Here is a 14415-nt window from a genome sequence, read left to right as displayed (position 1 = left end):
CTTCAGTCCGGCACGACCCGGTCGACCCGCACGATCTGCGTGCGGGCAATCGCCCGGTCGCGCGTGTCCGCGAGCGCCGTGCGCCGTGGGTCCGCGAGGTAAGCGGCGAGGGCGTCGTCGTCGGGCAGCCCGATCACCTGGACCTCGAGCGGGTCCCCGCCGCGCGGCTCACCCGGGAGCGAGGTGCGGCGCATCCGCTCGTGCACCTCGCCGCCGTGCTCGGGGACCAGGGCGAGGACCGCGTCCTCGTAGGCGGCGAGGAGGTCGCCGTTGCCCTCGGTCTCCCACAGGAGGACGCACAACGTCACCGGCATGGTCGGAGCCTAGCGACCCGCGAGCCCCGGGTCGGGCCAGCCGGCCACGAGACCGAGCCAGGCGACCGCCACCCACGGGCCGTTCGCGGTGAAGCTCCCGTGGGGAGTCTCGATCGTGGCCGTGCACTCGTCGTCGGGATGGGTGATCTCGACCGGCGGCAGCGCTACGGTTCCCGGGACGCGGTCGAGGACGGCCGCGACGAAGCCGACCCCGCTCGAACCCCCGGCGTCGGCCGCGGTGAGGCTCGTGAGCCGGGAGCGGGCCAGGTCGAGGTCGATCCGGGGGCGGGCGGCGCGTTCGACGTAGGCCGCGTCGCGCGTGACGTGCAGCAGCGGCCGGTCCGCCCAGCGCGGCGGCAGCCAGCGGGCGTCCCCGCCCATGGCGGCCAGGGTCACGACGGGCGCGGCGGGGTCGCGTGGGAGCCGCGACCGGGCGACGGACGCCTCGCCGATCGGCACGCTGCTGCTGCCGCCGTCGCCTCCGGACAGGATCGCGGAGACGACGCCGGCCAGCAGCGCGGGGAACGCGTCGGGGAGCCAGCGGGCCGCGGACGTCCGGACCGTGGGCGCGTGACGTCCGGGGAGCTGCCAGGACACGAGCTCCTGGAGGCGAGGGCGGCCCACCGCGTCAGTATCCGTCGCCAGGGCCCCGCGCGGCTCAGGAGTCGGCGAGGCGCGCCGGGAAGCCGCCCGTCGCGATCGGGCCCCACCCGGTGATCGTCACGCGGATGAGCGACTTGCCCTGCGCGACCATCGCCTCGCGGTACTCGTCCCAGTCCGGGTGCTCGCCCGAGATCGACCGGTAGTAGTCCACGAGCGGCTCGACCGAGTCCGGCAGGTCGACGACCTCGGCGGTCCCGTCGACCTGCACCCAGGCGCCGCCGAAGTCGTCGCTGAGCACGCACAGCGTCGCGGCCGGGTTGCGGCGCAGGTTGGCGGCCTTGGCGCGGTCGGGGTACGTGGAGATGACGACGCGTCCCTCCTCGTCGACGCCGCACGTGACGGGGCTGGCCTGGGGGAGGCCGTTCGCGCGTGTCGTGATCAGGACGGCGTGGTGCCGGGGGCGGAGGAACGCGAGGAGCTCGTCGCGGTCCACGGACGTGTTCGTGGCGATGGTGCGGGGCATGGCACCAGTCTGGCCGATCGGCCGCAGGGTTCCGTCAGTTCCGGTCCGCCTGCGTCGACGGGCCGTCGAAGACCAGCTCGTTGCCAGGCTCGCTCATGAGCCATTCGGTGGCGAACAGCACCTTGTCGGTGAGGGTGAGGACCTGCTCGCGGATCTCGAGGTGCGGCGTCGAGAACGCGAGCCGCGCGACGGACTGACGCCCCGGCGCCTCTGCCCAGTAGTCGATCAGCAGCAGCGGCACGTCCTGCGCGCCCAGCTCCTCGGCTCCGCGGCCGACGCGCACGTGGCGCAGGAACGGGCCGGAGAGGGTCTCGGTCCGCGTGAGCGCGTCGTCGGGACCGAGCCCGTTCCCGAGGCGGTCCTGCAGCCGGCGCAGGTGGGGGAGCCCGTCGGCCTCCGGCCCCAGGTCGTGCCAGTACAGGGTGAGGCTGAGCGCCAACGCGGCGTTCGTCCCCGGCAGCACGAGGTACGCCATCACCTGACCGCCCGCCGACGCCGCCTTGGCCGCGGCGTCGATCATCCGGTCGCGCAGGTCCCGCCGCAGCGACGCACCCCGGTCGCCGAGGGCGGCGGTCTGCCGCTTGACGACGTCGCGGATCTCCTTGTCCCGGGCCTCCGGATCCTCGAGGTCGAGGAGCACCCAGTGGTCGGGCAGGTTGAGCTCGATCCCGATGCCGCGCGAGCCGCCCGGCTGGTCGGCCGTAGCGAGGGCCTCGCGGCCCTCCGGGCTGATGCCGGCTCCCGTGTCGTCGAAGAGACCCGTCGGGTCGTCGGCGACCGGGGCGGTCTCGAGCGCGGCCAGCACCTCGGCCACGGTGAACGCAGTGGCGTGGGCGCCGGCCGGGTCGACGACGACGCGCTCCAGGGCCGCTCCGTGCCGACGCAGGAACGGCGCGAGCGAGTCCCGACGGCGCAGGCTGAAGTCACGCCCGGGGTCGTCCCCGAGGAAGTCGGCGAGCGACGCCGCCGACGAGAACACGCACACCTCGTACGGCGCCGTCGAACCCTCGGGCGCGGGGAACACCCGCACCTGCGGCGTGCCGTCGTCGCGCGTCAGGTGCGGCACGACCACGGGTCCCTCGCGCAGCGCGCGCCCGACGGCGGCACGGTCGCCCGAGGCGAGCGCGGCGGCCAGGTCGGGGTTCTGCCCGGAAGCGGGAGGCTGATCGGTCATCGTTTTCCTTCGTCGAGTTCGGAGCCTGTCGTGCCGGCGAGCAGCGAGGCCCGACCACCGTAGAAACCGCGCAGGACCGGTCCGAGCTTGCGCTGGATCGCCCTCAGCGTGCGGATCGTCGCCTCGTCCGTCTCGCCGGTCATCGTGCGCCATTCTGTTCCTGCGCCGAACAGGTCGCTGGCGAACGCGATCTCGGTCGCTACCAGGACCCGCGCCCACTCGATCGGCTCGAGCGGGGTGTCCGTGCGCAGAGCTCGCCCGAGAGCAGCGAGCTCAACGAGCATCGCGGATGTGTCCTCGAACCCCATCGCGCGCGCGAGGCCCTCGCTCGCGTGGGCTGGACCACCCCACTGCGACGTGGCGCGCACGAGCAGCGTCACCTCGTCGCCGCCCAGCAACGCGCTGGGCGGTCTAGCGGAGAGGGTCACGCACTTCCGTCCTCGGCGAAGTGCGACTCGACGGAGCGCCGGAGATCGTCGACGTCCTCGCCGAGGCGCAGCCGCGTCTCGGTCGGACCGAGGAGATCGAGCGCGGCCTCGACTGGAGCTCTCTGGTCAGCGCGAGCACATGGCGGTGGGCCGCCATGACGCTCGTGGGCGCCAAAGGTACATCTCTCGTCCTCGTGGCTTGAAGGCTGTTCCCGTTCCGGGTCGAACGACTCAGTCCCGGCAACGTCGACACGATCCGCGATCTCTGGATTCGCCATCTCAGCGCCTCACGTGGTGCTGCGCCCAGCGCGTCGGAGCCACTCGTGGCATCGCCGGACGTGTTCGTCGTCGTCGACGACGAACACGTTGTCGGCGTCCGGCGTAAGTGGGTGGAGGGCGATGCCGTCGTGACGCACGATGTCCAGTCCGTGGATCGTCTGCGCGCCCGACTCTGCCAACCGGGTTGAAGGAAGCGTGCCTTCGACCCACGGTCTGACGAACCTGCAAGCCACCGTCCTGTCGATCTCATGGTTGAGGAGCAGTCGCATGATGAGCTCGACGACATCTTCCGTGAGCTCCATGGTCTGTGGCTGGTGCCCCTACGCGCTTGTCGTCACGACCCATGCTTCCACGGGTCGATGAGCACCGACTCGTCGGGTCCGTCCGAGCCTTCGATCCACTCGAAGAGCATCTCGAAGTAAGTGATCCGGCGTTCGGCCTCGTCATCGACGTACGGCGTGAGCGTTCGGGTCGCAGAACTGCCGAGAAAGGTCAACCCGGCATCCGTCAGCCCGGCACCCCAGTGTGGTGCCTCGTCGAGGAACCGGCCCCCTTCCCACGCCGTATAGACCGGCAGAACGCACGAGATGTAGAGCGAGCGATCTGCGTCACCGGCCTCGTAGACGCAAGCAGTGTTGACGTTCGAGTCGGTCGTCGAACGAAGTGCCAGCCCTGGCAGCACGCTCGCAGCGAGGTCGTCCCACAAGCCGGAGAAGGCAGCCTCACGGGCCTTCCCCAAGGACCACGCGGTAGTCCGATGGCTTCCCACAGTTAGCGCGAGGTAGCGATCGAGAACGACCCACCTAGAGTTTCGTAGGCCAGCCATGCCATCCCTTCTTCGAGTAGGTGATCATGATGTCGGTGAGGCGGGTGCCGTCTGGTGCGAAGCCGGTCGTCACACCAGCAGACCACTTGACCTTGAGGACGCCAAGCTTGTCGATGAATGGTGTACCACGAAGTCGCGCCAGATCGACGAGCTTCTTTGCGCTGGCCGGACCCACGAAGACAGACTTGCCAAGAGGGTCCGACGCCGACGCGCCACGGAACTCGTTAGTTCCCTTGATGTGCTTGTTCAGTGATCCCGCGCGGATCGTGTCGTCAGCAAGGCCCGGGTGCGAGGCAGCGTCCGTAGCCGCTTTGGCGTGTCCGGCGGCGTTGTGGACGAGGATCGGCAGGTCGCCGGCGAGGACGTAGTACGTGTGGTGCGTGTGGACGTGGATGTTGTAGACGGCGACCGCGTCGGCCTCGTCGACGGTCTCGGGGTTGATCGCGTCGAGGGCGACGGTGCCGTCCGGGGTGGTGAGCAGGTCACCCGCGCGCAGGTCCCGGGCCTGGATCCAGCCCATCCCGGCCACCATGAACGGATGCTCCGCCGTCGTCGTGACGACCGCGTCGCCGATCGTCAGATGGAACACGGTCGTCGTCGTGCGGACGACCGTCTCCTCGACCGTCTCCAGCAGCTGCACGCCGGTGATCTGGTCGTAGGTGTAGACCTTGTCACCCGCGCGAAGGGACTCGATCGGCTTGTCGCCATCCGGGGTGGCGACCAGGGTGCCGGCGGTGAAGCAGGTCCCGAACCCGACCTTGCACCACGCTTCCTTACCGAACCCCTTCAACCCACCCCGCAGACCGTCCGCGCCCAGACCCTTCAGCCCCGTCATGGTTTGGCGGGCGCCGGCCTTGAACGCCGCCTTCGAGATCCCCGTCGCAGCCTTCGCCGCCGCCCCCAGACCGATCACGGACAGCGCGGCACCGGCGATCGCGATCCCCGCCTCACCCCACGACCGCTCACCCGTCGCCGCCAGGGCGATGTTCGCCAACGCGCTGACGATCGCAGCGACCGCTGCGACGACGATCAGGACACCCGCCAGCGCGGTCCCCACCACCGGGATGAACGCCACCACCACCGCGAGGATCCCCGCGATCGTGGAGACCAGGTCGGCGATGTCCGCGATCGCGGCGACGAGCTTGGAGCCCCAGTTGTCCCACCACGAGTCGTTCAGATCGTCATGAGACGTGATCTCCGTGATCTGATCCGCAGCCGAGTCCGCCGCCCGGTCCCGCGTCGAGACCGCAGAGGTGATGTCGTCCTGCGCCCCCGCGATCGTCGCGCGGGCAGCCGACGCACCATCCGCAGCCGTGGTCGCCTTGTGCTTGTACTGTGCCTTCGTGGTCGGATCCGTCTCCGACTCCGCGAGGTCCTGGTAATAGTGCTCGTTTCGCGCGGCGTCGTCCGCGTCCCCGCGGGCACCCCGCGCCCTCTGCAACGCGGCCAACGTGTCGGCCTGCACCTGCTCCAACGTCGAGGCATACGACACCAACGCCTCACCCGCCGCCTGGTACCGGGCGTGCGCCTTACGGACCTCGCTGATCGTGTCTTCCTTGCGATCCATCAACGCGTCCACGGCCTGCGACACCGCACCCGCCACGTCCAACCGCGCCATCGCAGCAGCAGCACCATCGATGCTGTCCGCGACATCCAGGTACTCCCGGCCCCCGGACAGCACGAGCACCGGGTCGCCCGGTGTGGGGTCGATATCCAGACCCACCGGCGACCAATCCGTCGGACGCGACATCAGCCGTCCTTCGCGAGAGCCTTGGCCATGTCGCCGTCGGTCTGCGTGAACGCGTCGGACACCTGGGTCGCGGAGTCGGCGAGCAGCCGCAGGTTCTCCGTCATCTTGCCGCGCGTGTCGTCCCACTTGTGGGCGAAGTCGCGGACGGTCTTCGCGAGGTGGTCGTGCCCCACGGCCTCGGCGATGCGGTCGCTGTGCGCGTTCGCGTCCTCGAACTCGTCCGCCACCCGCGAGAGGTCGGTGCCGAGCTCGGTCACCGCGTCCAGGTCCAGCTTCAGATCTGCCATCGATACCTTCCCCCTGTCTCGCCCGCGAGCCTAACGAGCCCCTCGAGCACGGGCGATGGGGAGACCTCCCCATGACCTGCGCCGTCGCCTGGGCAAGGACGATAGCGAGGGGAGGCTGCGACGCCAAGCATCGTCCACAGGCGCCACCCACTAGACTCGGACGGCCCACTCCCGTCGTCCCCGAAAGGACACCTCCGTGCTCCGCACCCACACGGCCGGCTCGCTGCGAGCCGACCACATCGGTCAGACCGTCACCCTCACGGGCTGGGTCGACCGGCGCCGGGATCACGGGGGAGTGGCGTTCATCGACCTGCGTGACGCCTCGGGCATCGCCCAGGTGGTCATCCGCGACGAGGCCGTAGCCCACCCGCTGCGCGCGGAGTTCGTGCTCCAGGTGACGGGCGACGTCTCGCGCCGTCCCGACGGCAACGAGAACCCGCACCTGGCGACCGGCGAGATCGAGGTCGTGGCGAGCGACGTCGTCGTGCTCAACGAGTCGGCCCCCCTGCCGTTCCAGGTCTCGACCGCGCTCGAGGGCAACGAGACGATCGGTGAGGAGGCGCGCCTCAAGCACCGCTACCTCGACCTGCGCCGCCCGACGCCGGCGCACGCCCTGCGCCTGCGCGCCAAGGCCAACCAGGCTGCCCGCCGCGTGCTCGACGCGCACGACTTCGTCGAGGTCGAGACCCCCACGCTCACGCGCTCGACGCCGGAGGGCGCGCGCGACTTCGTCGTCCCCGCCCGCCTCGCGCCCGGCAGCTGGTACGCGCTGCCGCAGTCGCCGCAGCTGTTCAAGCAGCTGCTCATGGTCGCCGGGCTCGAGCGGTACTACCAGATCGCCCGCTGCTACCGCGACGAGGACTTCCGCGCCGACCGCCAGCCGGAGTTCACTCAGCTCGACGTCGAGCTGAGCTTCGTCGAGCAGGACGACGTGATCGCCCTCGGCGAGGAGATCCTCACCGAGCTGTGGGACCTGATCGGCTACCGGATCCCGACGCCGATCCCGCGCATGACGTTCGCGGACGCGATGCGGCTGTACGGGAGCGACAAGCCGGACCTGCGCTTCGGCAACCCGCTGGTCGAGCTCACGGACTACTTCAAGGACACCCCGTTCCGCGTCTTCCAGGCGCCGTACGTGGGCGCCGTCGTCATGCCGGGCGGGGCGTCGCAGCCGCGTCGCCAGTTCGACGCGTGGCAGGAGTGGGCCAAGCAGCGCGGGGCCAAGGGCCTCGCGTACGTCACGTTCGCCGACGACGGCACGCTCGGCGGCCCGGTGGCCAAGAACCTGTCCGACGCCGAGCGCGACGGGCTCCGCGAGGCGACCGGCGCCAACCCGGGTGACGCCGTCTTCTTCGCGGCCGGCAAGGTCACGCAGTCCCGCGAGCTCCTGGGCGCCGCGCGCCTCGAGATCGCGAAGCGCACCGGGATGATCGAGGAGGGCACCTGGGCGTTCGTCTGGGTCGTCGACGCCCCGCTGTTCAAGCCGACCGGCGAGGACGACGACGTCGCCGTGGGCGAGGGCGCGTGGACGGCCGTGCACCACGCGTTCACGAGCCCGACGCCGGACTGGATCGACACGTTCGAGCAGAACCCCGGCGAGGCCCTCGCCTACGCCTACGACATCGTCTGCAACGGCAACGAGATCGGCGGCGGCTCGATCCGTATCCACCGCCGCGACGTGCAGGAGCGCGTCTTCCAGGTCATGGGCATCGACGAGGCGCAGGCGCAGGAGAAGTTCGGCTTCCTCCTCGACGCGTTCCAGTTCGGCGCCCCGCCGCACGGCGGCATCGCGTTCGGCTGGGACCGGATCGTCGCGCTCCTCACGGACTCCGAGTCGATCCGCGACGTCATCGCGTTCCCGAAGTCGGGCGGCGGCTACGACCCGCTCACCGGCGCGCCCGCGCCCATCACGGCCGAGCAGCGCAAGGAGGCGGGCGTGGACTCCAGGCCCGCTCCGAAGCGCGGCGACGCCGACGCGCCGAGCGGTGAGCGCACGCCGGTCGCCTGACAACCGGTTGCCCCCCGCGGGCCCGTGGTCTCCACCCGAGACCGCGGGCCCGCGGCCTTCACGTGACCGGGCCGTCCCAGCCCCACCGGGGGAGGCGGAGGTCGTCGGGCACGTCGGCGGGCGTCGGCCAGCCGTGGTTCACCAGCCGGTTCGACCACACGAACCACCGCGCGAGCGTGTCGCGCAGCGCCGGGTCGTCGGGGATCGCCGCATCGTCGAGCGCCAGGGCGAAGCAGGCCGCTGCGGCGGCGTCGAGCGAGTCGTGCGGGCCGTTGCCCGAGTGCATGCGCACGAAGTCCGCCTCCGTCCCGAGCTCCCGGGTGTACGCGGGCGGGCCCCCGAGCGACTCGCCCCAGTACGCGGCGAGGCGCTCGGCGTGCTGCGGGTGGAGGGGGCGGTGCGTGAACGGGTGCGCGGCCTCCGGGTCCGCGAGGCACCGCGCGTGCCACGCCTTCGCCAGCGCCAGCATCGCCGGCGTGCCGCCGCACGCCTCGAAGACCGTCGGCCGGCCGGCCGGGCCCGGTCCGGCGTCGTCGGCGGTGGCGCTGCGTCGCGGCTCGTTCATGCTGCCCACGCTACGCGCGCGGCGCCGCCCGGGACGGGCGGATCAGGGCCGGACGGCGCTTGCGGACGCGAGCCGCTTGAGCCAGCGCGGACCCCACCAGTTCGCGCGGCCGAGCAGCGTCATCGTCGCGGGGACCAGCAGCATGCGGACGAGCGTCGCGTCGATGAAGACGGCGACGGCGAGCGCGAAGCCGATCTCCTTGGTGACGAGCAGGCGTCCGGCCGCGAAGCCCGCGAACACGACGATGATGATGGCCGCGGCGCTCGTGATGATCCGTCCGGAGCGCTGGAGGCCGAGCCGGACGGACTCGCGCGGCGCGACCCCGGCGTCGTGCAGCTCCTTGATCCTGGACAGCAGGAAGACCTCGTAGTCCATCGCGAGCCCGAACGCGAACGCGAGGACGAGCGCGACCACGTAGACCTCGATGCCCCCGGTGCTCGTGAAGCCGAGCAGGCCGGACAGGTGGCCGTCCTGGAACACCCAGACGAGGACGCCGAGGGACGCGAAGATCGACAGCGCGTTCGTGAGCAGCGCCTTGACCGGCAGCACCAGCGAGCCCGTCATGAGGGCGAGCAGCACGAACGTGGCGAGGGCGATGATCCCGACGGCCCACCACAGCCGGTCGGCGAGCGCGGCGGTGAAGTCGACCTGGCCCGCCGCCTGGCCCGTCACGTAGAAGGTGGTGGCGACGCCGTCGTCGCGCAGGTCGCGGATCCCGTGGACGACGTCGACGACGGCGGCGCTGCCGGGGTCGTGGTCGGTCGTGCGGACGCCGATCACCTGGATGCCGTCGCCCTGGGCGGGCGGGTCGACGGACTGGACGCCGTCGAGGGTGGCGATGCGTCCGGCGAGCTCCTTGCCCTGCGTCTCGGTGCCCTGGACGACGACGCGGACCTCGGGGCTGCGGGACGCGGGGTACTCGTCGGAGAGCTCGGCCACGAACTGGCGGGACTCGCTGTCGGTGGGCAGGAGCTCGATGCCGGAGTTCCGCAGCTGCAGCCCGGCCGCGGGCGCGGCGAGCACGCCGAGCACGGCCACGCACCCGACGACCACGAGCCATGGGTGGCGCTGCACGCGCGCGGCGAGCCGGGAGAAGACGCCCTCGTCGGAGGAGACGTCGGACGTGCGTGCGAGCACGGCCCGCAGGCCGGGAACGCGGCCGACGACGCCGGGCCGGGCGAGCCTGGTGCCGGACATGCGCAGCAGCGCGGGGACGAGCGTGAGGGCCGTGGCGAGCGCGAGCAGGATGATCGCGACGCCGGCGAGGCCGATCGCGCGCATGAGCTGCGGCTGGAAGATCGCGAGCGTCGCGATGGAGATGGCGACGGTGAGGGCCGAGAACGTGACGGTGCGCCCGGCCGTGGCGACGGTCGCGACGACGGCCTCGTGGGCGGTGCCGCCGCGCCCGCCGCGCCGCCGCCTGCGGGTCGCGGTGCCCCCGGAGCCGTCGTCGGGGGCCTGGGGGCGGGTGAGCTCCTCGCGGTACCGGGACACGACGAGGAGCCCGTAGTCGATGGAGAGCCCGATGCCCAGGACGGTCACCACGTTGATGACGGTGGCGTCGACGTCGAGGACGTAGGTGAGCAGGTAGAGCACGCCGAACCCGCAGCCGATCGACGCCAGCGCGCCGACGATGGGCATGCTCGCGGCGAGGAGCCCGCCGAAGACCAGGACCATGATCACGAGCGCCACGGGCAGCGCGATCGCCTCGCCGGTCCGGAGGTCGGCCTCGAGCTGGTCGGTGATGGCGTGCACGACGAGGTCGTCGCTGGAGACCCGCACGGTCGCGTCGGGCGCGACGCTCGCCAGGTCCGCGGGCAGCTCGCGCAGGCGCGCGACCACGGCGTCCTCGGCGGCACTCGTCCGGGTGTCGTTCAACGACGCCTTGAGGTCGACGACGACGATGAAGCCCTGGCCGTCCTTGCCGATCAGCGGCTTCGCGGCGTCGGACGTCGGGCCGTCGGGCAGGACGAAGGGGTCGATCACGGTGTCGACGCCGTCGGTCCCGGCGAGGTCGTCGTGCAGCGGCCCGAGCGCGGTGGCGAGGCCCTTGGTGGTGGGCGGGGCGTCGTCGACGATCGCCGTGATGCTCACGGCCTGCTCGCTGGAGGAGTCGATGAGCGCCAGGCCGGTCGCGCTCTCGGACCCGCTCACCTGGGGCTCGCCCGAGGTGACGCGGTCGAACAGGCCCCCGTCGGAGCCGAGCCCCGCGACCGCGACGAGGTACGACAGCGCGGCGACGACGACCCAGGCGGCGACGGCACGGAGCGGGTGCCGCGACACGGCGCGACCGAGGCTGGCGAACACGGGGTCAGCATTCCATCCCGCGCGAGGGCGCGTCACGCCCTGTGCGGCGCCGGCGCGCTCGGGCCTGTGGGCTGCGCTGCGTACGCTCGTTCCCATGGACGCGCTCGGGGACCTGTTCGACGCCGCCTCGACCGGGCCCACGGGCCTGCCCGAGGTCCCGGCGTCGGCGCCGCTGGCGGTCAGGATGCGCCCCCGCACGCTCGACGAGGTCGTCGGCCAGGCGCACGTCCTGCGCCCAGGCTCGCCGCTGCGCCGGCTGGTCGACGACGGCGCGGGCGACGCCGGCCGGGCGGCGCCGACGTCGGTCATCCTGTGGGGACCGCCCGGCACGGGCAAGACGACGCTCGCGTACCTGGTCGCGCGGACCTCGGGCCGCCGTTTCGTGGAGCTGTCGGCGGTGACGGCCGGGGTCAAGGACCTGCGCGCCGTGATCGACGACGCGCGGCGGCGGCTGGTGTCCGGGGCGCAGGAGACCGTCCTCTTCGTGGACGAGGTCCACCGGTTCTCCAAGACCCAGCAGGACGCGCTGCTGCCGAGCGTCGAGAACCGCTGGGTGACCCTGGTCGCCGCGACGACCGAGAACCCGAGCTTCTCCGTCAACGCGCCGCTGCTGTCCCGCTCGCTCCTGCTCACCCTCGAGCCGCTCACGGGCGAGGACGTGCAGGTGCTCGTGCGGCGGGCGCTCGACGACGAGCGCGGCCTGGCGGGGTCGGTCGTGCTCGAGGAGGACGCGGAGGACCATCTGCTCCGCCTCGCAGGCGGGGACGCGCGCAAGGCGCTGACCGTCCTCGAGGCGGCGGCGGGCGCCGCCCTGTCGGGGACGGGCCCGGGGGCCGGCGCCCCGACGATCGACCTCGAGACGATCGAGCGCGCCGTCGATGTGGCGGCGGTCCGCTACGACCGCGACGGCGACCAGCACTACGACGTGGTCTCCGCGTTCATCAAGTCGATCCGCGGGTCCGACGTCGACGCCGCGCTGCACTACCTCGCGCGCATGGTCGCGGCGGGGGAGGACCCGCGCTTCATCGCCCGGCGCCTCGTCATCTCTGCCGCGGAGGACGTGGGTATGGCCGACCCGTCGGCCCTCCAGACGGCGGTCGCGGCCGCGCAGGCGGTCGCGTTCATCGGGATGCCCGAGGGGCGGATCGTGCTCGCCGAGGCCGTCGTGCACCTCGCGACCGCGCCCAAGTCGAACGCCGCGTACCTCGGCGTCGACGCGGCCCTCGCCGACATCCGGGCCGGGCGCGTGGGCACCGTGCCGGCGCACCTGCGCGACGCGCACTACGCCGGGGCCGAGCGCCTCGGCCACGGCGACGGGTACCGGTACGCGCACGACGCCCCCCACGCCGTCGCCGCCCAGCAGTACCTGCCCGACGAGCTCGTGGGCCGCCGGTACTACGAGCCGAACGACCGCGGCTACGAGCGCTCGGTCGGCGAGAGGCTCAGCCGGATCCGCCGGATCCTCGCAGGCGACGACGCCGGCCAGGGCGCCGGCTGAGCCGCCTCCCGCGGGGTCGGCCGGGCTCCGCGCGGCGGGCTCGGGCGGCCCGGGGGAGCCGGCCGCTCTGGTAACCTTGACGGGTTGCCCGCTCGGGCGACCCCTGGGACCTCGGCCCTCGCAGCCCGCTCGCTCTCGACAGAGCGAGGCTCATCGGCTGGTCCAGCACCGCCGGTCTCCACGACCGCCCGGTGCGACGTCAGAACACGACAGGAAGAGAAGGAACCACCGTGTCCTCTGTGACCCGCTCGCGCCGTCAGGTGCGTCTGAGCCGTGCGCTCGGCATCGCCCTGACCCCGAAGGCCGTCAAGCACTTCGAGAAGCGCCCCTACCCGCCCGGCGAGCACGGCCGCGCCCGCCGCCGCACCGAGTCCGACTATGCGGTCCGTCTGCGCGAGAAGCAGCGTCTGCGCGCGCAGTACGCGCTCCGCGAGAAGCAGATCGCTCGTGCGTACGAGGAGGCCCGCAAGGACAAGGGCCTGACCGGTGAGGCGCTCGTCGAGAACCTCGAGACCCGTCTCGACGCGCTCGTGCTGCGCTCCGGCTTCGCCCGCACCATCCTCCAGGCGCGCCAGGCCGTCGTGCACCGCCACATCCTCGTGGACGGCAAGATCGTCGACCGCCCGTCGTTCCGCGTGAAGCCCGGCCAGACCCTCCAGGTCAAGCCGAAGAGCCAGGCGACCACGCCGTTCCAGGTCGCCGCCGCCGGCGCGCACCGCGACGTGCTCCCCGCCGTCCCGGGCTACCTGGAGGTGCAGCTCGAGAAGCTCACCGCGCAGCTGACGCGCCGCCCCAAGCGCGCCGAGGTCCCCGTGACCTGCGAGGTCCAGCTCGTCGTCGAGTACTACGCGCGCTGACCCAGCCCGCCGCACGTCGGACGCCCCGCTTGCCCGCTCAGGAGCGAGCGGGGCGTCCGTGTGCCCGGACCCGGTTCCCCGCCGGCCCGCCCGACCCACGGCGACTCGCCCCGCGGGCGGCGCACCTCGCCGCCCGCCTCGGTAAGGTGGCGTGGCGGCCCGGACCGGGCCGTACCGGACACAGAGATGAGGGAGCACATGAGCGTCGGTGACGTGGCCGGACTGATCGCGGCGATCGCGTTCGTCCTGCTGGTCGGGTTCCTCGCGGTCCCCCTGCTCAAGCTCGGGCGCGTGCTCGACGAGACGCGCGACTCCGTGCGCCAGATCACCGAGCACTCGGTGCCCATCCTCGACGAGGCCGCCACCACGGTCGCCTCGACCAACGGGCAGCTCGCCAAGGTCGACGTCATCACGACGTCCGCGGCGCAGGTCAGCGAGAACGTCTCCGCGCTCACGGGCCTGTACGCCGCGACGGTCGGGCGCCCGCTCGTCAAGGTCGCCGCGTTCAGCTACGGCGTGCGCAAGGCCTTCGCCCGCGCGTCGGGCCGAGGCACGGGCGGTGCCGCGTGAGGCGCCTGTTCTGGATCGGCGTCGGCGTCGCGGTGACCGTCGTCGTCGTCCGCCAGGGCCGGAAGGTGGTCGCCCGCTACGCGCCGGCCTCGCTCGTGGACCAGGCGACCGACCGCGCCAACGCCGCCGGGGGACGGGCGGTCACGTTCGTGCGCACGTTCGGCGAGGAGTTCCGGACCGCGCGCGACGCGCGCGAGGCCGAGCTCGAGGCCGCACTGCTGTCCGAGGGGCAGCCCGCCCCCGACGACGTGCGCCGAGCGCGCGCCGAGGGCCGCCGTCCCGGCGAGGCTCGTCACGCGGAGCCGGGCGCCGTCCCGCGCGACGAGGAAGATCCCGACGTGGGCTACGCGTTCTTCTGACGCGAGCCCCTCGCGCGCCCCACCACCCGCTGCACGACCGGCCCGCCCCGCGGGCCGTCCCGACCGA

Annotated in this window: 17 protein-coding genes; 6 read left to right on the top strand and 11 right to left on the bottom strand. The window is 72.5% G+C overall.

The genetic code is table 11. From position 1 onward, the window contains the following. Positions 1-2 precede the first annotated feature (2 nt). From ACLQ14_RS05905 to ACLQ14_RS05885, 5 genes are read right to left on the bottom strand one after another with little or no spacing between them, the layout of a single operon-like run. A complete protein-coding gene (locus ACLQ14_RS05905; RefSeq protein ID WP_425810875.1) occupies positions 3-314 on the bottom strand; it encodes a hypothetical protein in 312 nt (103 codons plus the stop codon). Positions 315-323: 9 nt separating this feature from the next. Beyond that, positions 324-938, bottom strand: a complete 615-nt coding sequence (locus tag ACLQ14_RS05900; RefSeq protein ID WP_425810873.1) for a hypothetical protein — start codon at positions 936-938, stop codon at positions 324-326. A gap of 34 nt (positions 939-972) precedes the next feature. After that, positions 973-1440 carry a PPOX class F420-dependent oxidoreductase gene (locus ACLQ14_RS05895; protein WP_425810871.1) on the bottom strand — a complete coding sequence of 156 codons (468 nt, stop codon included), beginning with the start codon at positions 1438-1440 and terminating at the stop codon, positions 973-975. Between the two features lie 34 nt (positions 1441-1474). After that, a complete protein-coding gene (locus tag ACLQ14_RS05890) occupies positions 1475-2614 on the bottom strand; it encodes a hypothetical protein (RefSeq protein ID WP_425810869.1) in 1140 nt (379 codons plus the stop codon). Further along, positions 2611-3042 (bottom strand): hypothetical protein, encoded by a 432-nt coding sequence (locus ACLQ14_RS05885; RefSeq protein WP_425810867.1) that lies wholly within the window; start codon positions 3040-3042, stop codon positions 2611-2613. The genes ACLQ14_RS05890 and ACLQ14_RS05885 overlap by 4 nt, the downstream gene beginning before the upstream one ends. A gap of 20 nt (positions 3043-3062) precedes the next feature. Between ACLQ14_RS05885 and ACLQ14_RS05880 the strand changes: the two genes are divergently transcribed. Then, positions 3063-3245, top strand: a complete 183-nt coding sequence (locus ACLQ14_RS05880) for a hypothetical protein (RefSeq protein ID WP_425810865.1) — start codon at positions 3063-3065, stop codon at positions 3243-3245. 84 nt (positions 3246-3329) lie between these two features. Here the strand turns inward: ACLQ14_RS05880 and ACLQ14_RS05875 are convergent, their stop codons facing one another. Genes ACLQ14_RS05875 through ACLQ14_RS05860 form a run of 4 tightly spaced genes read right to left on the bottom strand, consistent with a single transcriptional unit; the run spans position 3330 to position 6184 of the window. After that, a complete protein-coding gene (locus ACLQ14_RS05875) occupies positions 3330-3623 on the bottom strand; it encodes a hypothetical protein (protein ID WP_425810863.1) in 294 nt (97 codons plus the stop codon). A gap of 32 nt (positions 3624-3655) precedes the next feature. After that, complete coding sequence (locus ACLQ14_RS05870; protein ID WP_425810861.1) at positions 3656-4147, bottom strand: hypothetical protein; 492 nt, start codon at positions 4145-4147, stop codon at positions 3656-3658. Further along, positions 4125-5897 (bottom strand): polymorphic toxin-type HINT domain-containing protein, encoded by a 1773-nt coding sequence (locus ACLQ14_RS05865; RefSeq protein ID WP_425810859.1) that lies wholly within the window; start codon positions 5895-5897, stop codon positions 4125-4127. Before ACLQ14_RS05865 ends, ACLQ14_RS05870 begins: the two co-directional genes overlap by 23 nt. Beyond that, positions 5897-6184 carry a hypothetical protein gene (locus ACLQ14_RS05860; protein ID WP_425810857.1) on the bottom strand — a complete coding sequence of 96 codons (288 nt, stop codon included), beginning with the start codon at positions 6182-6184 and terminating at the stop codon, positions 5897-5899. Before ACLQ14_RS05860 ends, ACLQ14_RS05865 begins: the two co-directional genes overlap by 1 nt. 196 nt (positions 6185-6380) lie before the next feature. Here ACLQ14_RS05860 and aspS point away from each other — a divergent pair, with 196 nt between their 5' ends. Then, the gene (gene aspS, locus ACLQ14_RS05855) at positions 6381-8192 is read left to right on the top strand and encodes an aspartate--tRNA ligase (protein WP_425810855.1); all 1812 of its coding nucleotides are present in this window, start codon (positions 6381-6383) and stop codon (positions 8190-8192) included. Between the two features lie 58 nt (positions 8193-8250). Here aspS and ACLQ14_RS05850 read toward each other — a convergent pair whose 3' ends face one another. Next, the gene (locus tag ACLQ14_RS05850) at positions 8251-8757 is read right to left on the bottom strand and encodes an oxidoreductase (RefSeq protein ID WP_425810853.1); all 507 of its coding nucleotides are present in this window, start codon (positions 8755-8757) and stop codon (positions 8251-8253) included. A gap of 42 nt (positions 8758-8799) precedes the next feature. Continuing rightward, complete coding sequence (locus tag ACLQ14_RS05845; protein ID WP_425810851.1) at positions 8800-11064, bottom strand: MMPL family transporter; 2265 nt, start codon at positions 11062-11064, stop codon at positions 8800-8802. A gap of 94 nt (positions 11065-11158) precedes the next feature. On the opposite strand from ACLQ14_RS05845, the gene ACLQ14_RS05840 reads away from it, so the two are divergent. The 4 genes from ACLQ14_RS05840 (at position 11159) to ACLQ14_RS05825 (ending at position 14348) form a co-directional block, all read left to right on the top strand. Further along, on the top strand, positions 11159-12562 hold the full coding sequence (locus ACLQ14_RS05840; RefSeq protein WP_425810849.1) for a replication-associated recombination protein A: 1404 nt from the start codon (positions 11159-11161) through the stop codon (positions 12560-12562). A 230-nt stretch (positions 12563-12792) separates the two neighbouring features. Further along, positions 12793-13419: a 30S ribosomal protein S4 gene (gene rpsD / locus ACLQ14_RS05835; RefSeq protein WP_425810847.1), complete on the top strand. Its 627-nt coding sequence runs from the start codon at positions 12793-12795 to the stop codon at positions 13417-13419. Between the two features lie 198 nt (positions 13420-13617). After that, the gene (locus ACLQ14_RS05830; RefSeq protein WP_425810845.1) at positions 13618-13989 is read left to right on the top strand and encodes a DUF948 domain-containing protein; all 372 of its coding nucleotides are present in this window, start codon (positions 13618-13620) and stop codon (positions 13987-13989) included. Beyond that, positions 13986-14348 (top strand): hypothetical protein, encoded by a 363-nt coding sequence (locus ACLQ14_RS05825; protein WP_425810843.1) that lies wholly within the window; start codon positions 13986-13988, stop codon positions 14346-14348. Before ACLQ14_RS05830 ends, ACLQ14_RS05825 begins: the two co-directional genes overlap by 4 nt. Positions 14349-14415 lie beyond the last annotated feature (67 nt).

Source organism: Luteimicrobium sp. DT211, from assembly GCF_049844995.1.
GTDB lineage: Bacteria > Actinomycetota > Actinomycetes > Actinomycetales > Cellulomonadaceae > Luteimicrobium.
Note: the sequence above shows the minus strand (reverse complement) of the source record. Positions and strands in the feature narration are given on the sequence as shown.

What these genes read in the sequence shown, in the direction of transcription:
- ACLQ14_RS05840 (WP_425810849.1), top strand. Translation starts at nt 11,159, where the DNA reads ATGGACGCGCTCGGGGACCTGTTCGACGCCGCCTCGACCGGGCCCACG.
- ACLQ14_RS05895 (WP_425810871.1), bottom strand. Translation starts at nt 1,440, where the DNA reads ATGCCCCGCACCATCGCCACGAACACGTCCGTGGACCGCGACGAGCTC.
- ACLQ14_RS05870 (WP_425810861.1), bottom strand. Translation starts at nt 4,147, where the DNA reads ATGGCTGGCCTACGAAACTCTAGGTGGGTCGTTCTCGATCGCTACCTC.
- ACLQ14_RS05865 (WP_425810859.1), bottom strand. Translation starts at nt 5,897, where the DNA reads ATGTCGCGTCCGACGGATTGGTCGCCGGTGGGTCTGGATATCGACCCC.
- ACLQ14_RS05890 (WP_425810869.1), bottom strand. Translation starts at nt 2,614, where the DNA reads ATGACCGATCAGCCTCCCGCTTCCGGGCAGAACCCCGACCTGGCCGCC.
- ACLQ14_RS05850 (WP_425810853.1), bottom strand. Translation starts at nt 8,757, where the DNA reads ATGAACGAGCCGCGACGCAGCGCCACCGCCGACGACGCCGGACCGGGC.
- ACLQ14_RS05830 (WP_425810845.1), top strand. Translation starts at nt 13,618, where the DNA reads ATGAGCGTCGGTGACGTGGCCGGACTGATCGCGGCGATCGCGTTCGTC.
- ACLQ14_RS05905 (WP_425810875.1), bottom strand. Translation starts at nt 314, where the DNA reads ATGCCGGTGACGTTGTGCGTCCTCCTGTGGGAGACCGAGGGCAACGGC.
- ACLQ14_RS05875 (WP_425810863.1), bottom strand. Translation starts at nt 3,623, where the DNA reads ATGGAGCTCACGGAAGATGTCGTCGAGCTCATCATGCGACTGCTCCTC.
- ACLQ14_RS05860 (WP_425810857.1), bottom strand. Translation starts at nt 6,184, where the DNA reads ATGGCAGATCTGAAGCTGGACCTGGACGCGGTGACCGAGCTCGGCACC.